Genomic DNA, 5,544 nt, shown 5'->3' on the forward strand with positions numbered 1-5,544 from the left:
CGCGCGTCGCGGGCGCCGCGGGCCCGGGCCCGCTCCACCAGATCCGAGGAGGCCCCCAGCACGATCGCGGCGGCCCGCGCCACCCGGCGCTCCATCAGCCCGACGAGACGGGCCCGCGCGCCCTCGGCGTCCACCCGGGTGTGCCAGGTGACGATCAGCGGCACATTCCGGCCACGCAGCGCCACCGCGGCCAGCAGCCCCGAGCGCAGCCCGTGGGCGTGCACCAGGGCCGCTCCGAGGGTGGCCCTGCGCAGCGACGCCATGCTTCCGGCGCCCGTCAGGGCGTCGAGCCCGGTGAACCGCGCTCCCGTCCGGGTGAAGCCGTAGCCCCGCTCGGCGCTCCAGGGCCCGCACACGGTCACCCGAAGGCCGCGCGCCACCAGTCCGGCCGACAGCGACCGCACATGCACCCCGCTGCCCGAACTCCCGCCGCCCAGCACCTGAACGGCGTGCAGCGACGGCTGCCCGAGCGGCGGGACCGGGGTGCTACTCACGGTACTGCTCACGCGGGCGGAGCTCCTGAGACGGTGTCGGGGCGAAACGGAGGGACCGCCCAAGGATGCCAGCACTCGCCGAACCCTCGTCGCAACGCTCCCCGGCGACGTCTACCCCGAGCTCGCCCGTACGTCCGCGGTACCACCCTTTCGGGTGAAGGTCAGCGTCCCGCTCGTGCCGCCTCCAGGAGCTCTTCCGCATGCGCCCGCGCGAGTTCGGAGTCCTCCTGGCCCGCGAGCATCCGCGACAGCTCCCGTACGCGGTCCTCGCCCTCCATGGCCTTGACCCCGCTGCGTGTCACCGACCCGTCGTTGGTCTTCTCGACCACCAGATGCCGGTCGGCGAACGCCGCGACCTGCGGCAGATGGGTGACCACCACGACCTGCGCGGAACGCGCGAGCTTGGCCAGCCGGCGGCCCACCTCGACCGCCGCCTTACCGCCGACACCCGCGTCCACCTCGTCGAAGAGATACGTCGGTACGGGGTCCGAGCCCGCGAAGACGACCTCGACCGCGAGCATCACCCGGGACAGCTCACCCCCGGAGGCGCCCTTGGCGATCGGCCGGGGCGGGGCGCCCGGATGCGGGGCGAGCAGCAGCTCGACCTCATCGGCGCCATGCGGCCCGAAAACCACCGCGCGGCCGCCCACCTCGATGCCGTCCGCCTCCGTCTCGGTCTGGTGAATCGCGAACGTGACCCGGGCATGCGGCATCGCCAGCGAGGCCAGCTCGGCAGTGACCGCCTCCGCGAAGCGCCCCGCCGCCTCCGTACGGGCGTCGGTGAGCGTCTGCGCCAGCTCGCCCAGCTCGGCGCGGAGCGCGTCGCGCTCGGCGGCCAGCTCGCCGATGCGGTCGTCGTCGCCGTCGAGCTCGGCCAGCCGGGCGGCACCCTGCTCCGCCCAGGCCAGCACGTCCGCGATGGTCTCGCCGTACTTACGGGTCAACTGCGCCAGCGCGGCGCGGCGCTCCTCGACGGCACCCAGGCGGATCGGGTCGGCGTCGAGGTTGTCGGCGTACCCCGCGAGATCCCCGGCCACATCGGACACCAGGATGCCGATCTCACCGATCCGGTCGGCGAGCCCGGCCAGCGCCGAGTCATGGGAGCGCACGGCCTCCACGGCACGATGGGCGCCCGCGACCAAGGTGGCGGCGTCCACGCCCTCCGGGTCCTCCGGGTTCCCGGCGAGGGCGGCGTGCGCGAGGGCGGCGGCGGACGCCAGGGCCTCGGCGTGCCCCAGCCGTTCGGCCTCGGCCGCCAGCTCCACGTCCTCACCGGGCCGGGGCTCGGCGTCCGCGACCTCTTCCAGCCCGAACCGCAGCAGATCCGCCTCCTGCGCCCGCTCGCGGGCCCGCGTGGTCAACTCCTCCCACTCGGCCGAGACGGCGCGCAGCCGGCGATAGGCCCCCGCGTACTTCTCCAGGGGCCCGGACACCGCGTCCCCCGCGTACCGGTCCAGCGCCTGCCGCTGCCGGGCGGGCCGCAGCAGGCCCTGCTGATCGGTCTGGCCGTGCACGGCCACCAGATCGTCGGCCAGCTCGCCGAGCAGCCCCACCGGCACCGACCGGCCGCCCACATGGGCGCGCGACCGCCCCTCGGCGGAGAGCGTACGGCTGATCAGCAGCACGCCGTCCTCGAGCTCGGCCCCCGCCTCCTCGGCCCTTACGGCCGCCGCCGAACGGGCGTCGACCGTAATGCGCCCCTCGACGACCGCCGCCTTGGCCCCGATCCGCACCAGGGCGGCATCGGCCCGGCCGCCCAGCAGCAGCCCGAGGCTGGTGACGACCATGGTCTTGCCCGCGCCGGTCTCACCGGTCACCGCGGTGAAGCCGGGCGACAGCTCGACGACCGCGTCGTCGATGACGCCCAGCGCACGTATCCGCATCTCCTCCAGCACGTGCACGACCATACGAGGTTTGGACGGTGCGATGCGACGAAGGGGCGCCACTTGTGGGGGCGACCCGCACAGATGCCCGGTGCGGGCGGCGGGCGCCTCCGGCGGAAAGCCCCCGCCCCGCACCCCGCTCCCCAAACGCCGGAGGGGCTGGATCGCTAGTGCGGCGCCCCCCGCCACCCCGCCACCGGCAACGCGAACTTGGCGACCAAGCGGTCCGTGAACGACGCATGGTGGAGTCGGGCCAGCCGCACCGGTACCGCGCCCCGCCGCACCTCCACCCGTGCCCCCGCCGGCAGCTCCACCGTGCGGCGGCCGTCGCACCACAGCACCCCATGCGGAGTCTGCGGCTGCACCTCCACCGCGAGCACCGACTTCGGCGACGTCACCAGCGGCTTGGCGAACAGCGCATGCGCGCTGATCGGCACCATCAGCAGCGCCTCCACCTCGGGCCACACCACCGGCCCGCCCGCCGAGAACGCGTAGGCCGTCGAACCGGTCGGGGTCGCGCAGACCACGCCGTCGCCGCCGAAGCGCGAGACCGGTCGGTTGTCGACCTCCGTGACGACCTCGAGCAGCCGCTCACGCGCCGCCTTCTCGACCGACGCCTCGTTCAGCGCCCAGTCCGTGTGCACGATGTGCCCGTCGTTGCGGACGAGCACATCGATCGTCATCCGCTCCTCGACCTCGTACTGCCGGGTCACCACCCGGTCCACGACCTTGTCGAGGTCGTCCCGCTCGGCCTCGGCCAGGAAGCCCACCCGCCCGAGGTTCACCCCGAGCATCGGCACACCCGAGACCCGGGCGAACTCCGCTCCGCGCAGCAGCGTCCCGTCCCCGCCGAGCACGATCAGCAGTTCACAGCCGTTCAGCACGTCACGGCCCGCGTCGACGCGCTCGACAGCGGGTGGCAGCGGCAGGTCCGCGGCCTCGGCCGCGAGCACCCGCACCCCGATACCGCTGCGCAGCAGCCCCTGAACGACCAGTTCGGCGCTGCGGATGGCCGCCGGGCGGCCGGTGTGCGCAAGCAGGAAGACAGTGCGGTCCGCCGTCGGCTCGGCCGCCTGCGTGAACGGCACATGCTCCGTCCCGGGCATAGCCGCCCCGGCCACGCCCGCCCCGGGCACAGCCGTCTCGGACACCGGCGCTGCTTCCTTCTCCTGCGCTGCTTCTGAAGTGGTCAACTGGGCCCCTCCGCCACTGCACGGTCAACATCCGCCGGGTCCAGTGCCGGCGCCCCGGCGCGCATCCACAAAAAGTACTCGACATTGCCCGACGGCCCCGGGAGCGGGCTGGCGGTCACGCCCAGCACGCCCAGTCCGAGTTCCGCCGCCCGTCCGGCCACCGTGCGCACCGCCTCGGCGCGCAGTTCGGCGCTGCGGACCACTCCCCCGCTGCCCAGCCGCTCCTTGCCGACCTCGAACTGTGGTTTGACCATCAGCACCAGATCGGCGTCGGGCGCCGCGCACCGCACGAGGGCGGGCAGTACCAGCCCGAGCGGGATGAAGGAGAGGTCGCCGACCACCAGGTCCACCGGTTCCCCACCAATCCCCTCAAGTGTCAGCTCGCGCACGTTTGTACGGTCGTAAACGCTGACGCGTTCATCGCTCTGGAGGGACCAGGCGAGCTGGCCGTAGCCGACGTCGACGGCGAGCACCCGCGCGGCGCCCGCACGCAGCAGGACGTCCGTGAAGCCCCCGGTCGACGCGCCCGCGTCCAGCGCCCGCCGCCCGGCGACCTTCAACCCGGCACCAGAGGGGCGCACCCCGGAGTCCTGCCCCGCACCCGCGCCCTCCCGGTACTCCTGGCTGAACGCGTACAGCGCCCCCGCGAGCTTGTGGCCCCCACGCGAGACGTAGTCCGGATCACTGTCGTCCTCGATCACGACGACGGCCGCGCTGGTCTCCACCTGGGTGGCCGGTTTGGTCGCCACCGCTCCGCCGACGGTGACCCGGCCCGCGGCGATGAGCTGGCTCGCATGCTCACGTGAACGCGCCAGCTTGCGGCGCACCAGCTCCGCGTCGAGTCGTACGCGTCGTGGGCGGGTCACTGCCACGGGTGGTTCAGCTCCTGAGGTCGTTCATGTAGCGGATGCGGATGAGGTCATTGCGTAGCGGAGGAAGTCGTTTGCGCAACGGACGGGGCCGCTTGCCCAGCCGACGGAGTCGGCTACGCGGCGGCCGGGGGCCGGGGGCCGGGCGCCGGGGGTCCGGGCCGCCGGTCGAGTGCTGTCAGCGTGTCGCGAAGACCCCCGTGGACATCCTCGTACACCTCCAGATGCCCGCTCGTCTCGAGGTGGTCGGCGTCGGCCAGCCGGTCGAGCCGGGCGTCCACCTCGGGGACGCCGGTGGGCGTACGGTCCACGCCGAGCGGGGCCGGTTCGGCGGGACCGGGCGGCTCCGGCACGGGCTCGGGCACCGGCACCCCCTCCACCGTCGCGCCCGACACGGCCTCCGGCACCGGCTCCGGCAGCTCTTCCCGCCCCGTCCCGGGCCCGGGATCCACCCCCGCGGTCCCACCCGGAACCGTGGCCGGTCCCGCGTCCGCACCTGGCCCCACACCAGCCCCCGGGAGCGGCCCGGGCGCGGCTTCCTGGGCCCGCTCGGCCGCCGTATCGGACTGTGGGCCGGGCCATCCGGCCGACATCGGCTCGCTCATGGCCCCGACGCTACCGCGAATCCCTCGTTCTCCGACGTACGAGACCTGGGGTAACGTCATTCGCGATGGCGACCATGGAACAGTGCCGCAGCGCACTCGACAAACTGGCGGAGAACCTCGCGAGCGCGAACGGGGACCTGCGCAGCGCTGCCGCGCTCGATCGCTCCGTGAGCTGCTGGATCACCGACCTGGACACCACCTTCGCCGGCCGTCTCGTGGACAGCCGGATCGAGGATGTGACGACCGAGCCGGGCCCGCCCGCCGAGCGCGCGCAGATCCGGCTGGCGATGACCGGCGACGACCTATTGGCCCTGGTCGCCGGTGAGCTGCACTTCGCACGGGCGTGGGGCAGCGGCCGGATCAAGCTCGAGGCCGGGCTGCGCGACCTGCTGCGACTGCGGAAGCTGCTCTAGCCGCCACATCGCTCGCCCACGCCGCCGGCGGGCCACCGCAGCCGGGGCGCCCCGGCTCACGGGCGCGGACACCCACCCGACCGCGCC

6 protein-coding genes are annotated in these 5,544 nt (G+C 74.1%); 1 reads left to right on the forward strand and 5 read right to left on the reverse strand.

Translation table 11 applies throughout. The annotated features are described in order from the left end of the window. The 5 genes from KN815_RS45895 to KN815_RS45915 all read right to left on the reverse strand — a co-directional run. Nucleotides 1–506: glycosyltransferase (locus tag KN815_RS45895; RefSeq protein ID WP_216347722.1), on the reverse strand; the 506-nt coding region annotated here is incomplete at its 3' end. A 149-nt stretch (nt 507–655) separates the two neighbouring features. After that, nucleotides 656–2,401 carry a DNA repair protein RecN gene (gene recN, locus KN815_RS45900; protein ID WP_216347723.1) on the reverse strand — a complete coding sequence of 582 codons (1,746 nt, stop codon included), beginning with the start codon at nt 2,399–2,401 and terminating at the stop codon, nt 656–658. A 143-nt stretch (nt 2,402–2,544) separates the two neighbouring features. Further along, nucleotides 2,545–3,483 carry an NAD kinase gene (locus KN815_RS45905; protein WP_216347725.1) on the reverse strand — a complete coding sequence of 313 codons (939 nt, stop codon included), beginning with the start codon at nt 3,481–3,483 and terminating at the stop codon, nt 2,545–2,547. 83 nt (nt 3,484–3,566) lie between these two features. After that, nucleotides 3,567–4,436, reverse strand: coding sequence for a TlyA family RNA methyltransferase (locus tag KN815_RS45910; RefSeq protein WP_216347726.1), 870 nt, complete (start codon nt 4,434–4,436; stop codon nt 3,567–3,569). 119 nt (nt 4,437–4,555) lie between these two features. After that, nucleotides 4,556–4,858, reverse strand: a complete 303-nt coding sequence (locus KN815_RS45915; protein ID WP_372458640.1) for a hypothetical protein — start codon at nt 4,856–4,858, stop codon at nt 4,556–4,558. A gap of 251 nt (nt 4,859–5,109) precedes the next feature. On the opposite strand from KN815_RS45915, the gene KN815_RS45920 reads away from it, so the two are divergent. Next, entirely contained in the window at nt 5,110–5,457 is a 348-nt protein-coding gene (locus KN815_RS45920) for a sterol-binding protein (protein ID WP_216347724.1), read from the forward strand. The last annotated feature ends 87 nt before the right edge of the window (nt 5,458–5,544 follow it).

The sequence above is a fragment of the Streptomyces niphimycinicus genome, assembly GCF_018883605.1.
In the GTDB taxonomy this organism is placed as follows: domain Bacteria; phylum Actinomycetota; class Actinomycetes; order Streptomycetales; family Streptomycetaceae; genus Streptomyces; species Streptomyces niphimycinicus.

Coding starts and splice junctions, on each gene's coding strand:
- recN (WP_216347723.1), bottom strand. CDS start 2,401: ATGGTCGTGCACGTGCTGGAGGAGATGCGGATACGTGCGCTGGGCGTC.
- KN815_RS45920 (WP_216347724.1), top strand. CDS start 5,110: ATGGCGACCATGGAACAGTGCCGCAGCGCACTCGACAAACTGGCGGAG.
- KN815_RS45905 (WP_216347725.1), bottom strand. CDS start 3,483: ATGCCCGGGACGGAGCATGTGCCGTTCACGCAGGCGGCCGAGCCGACG.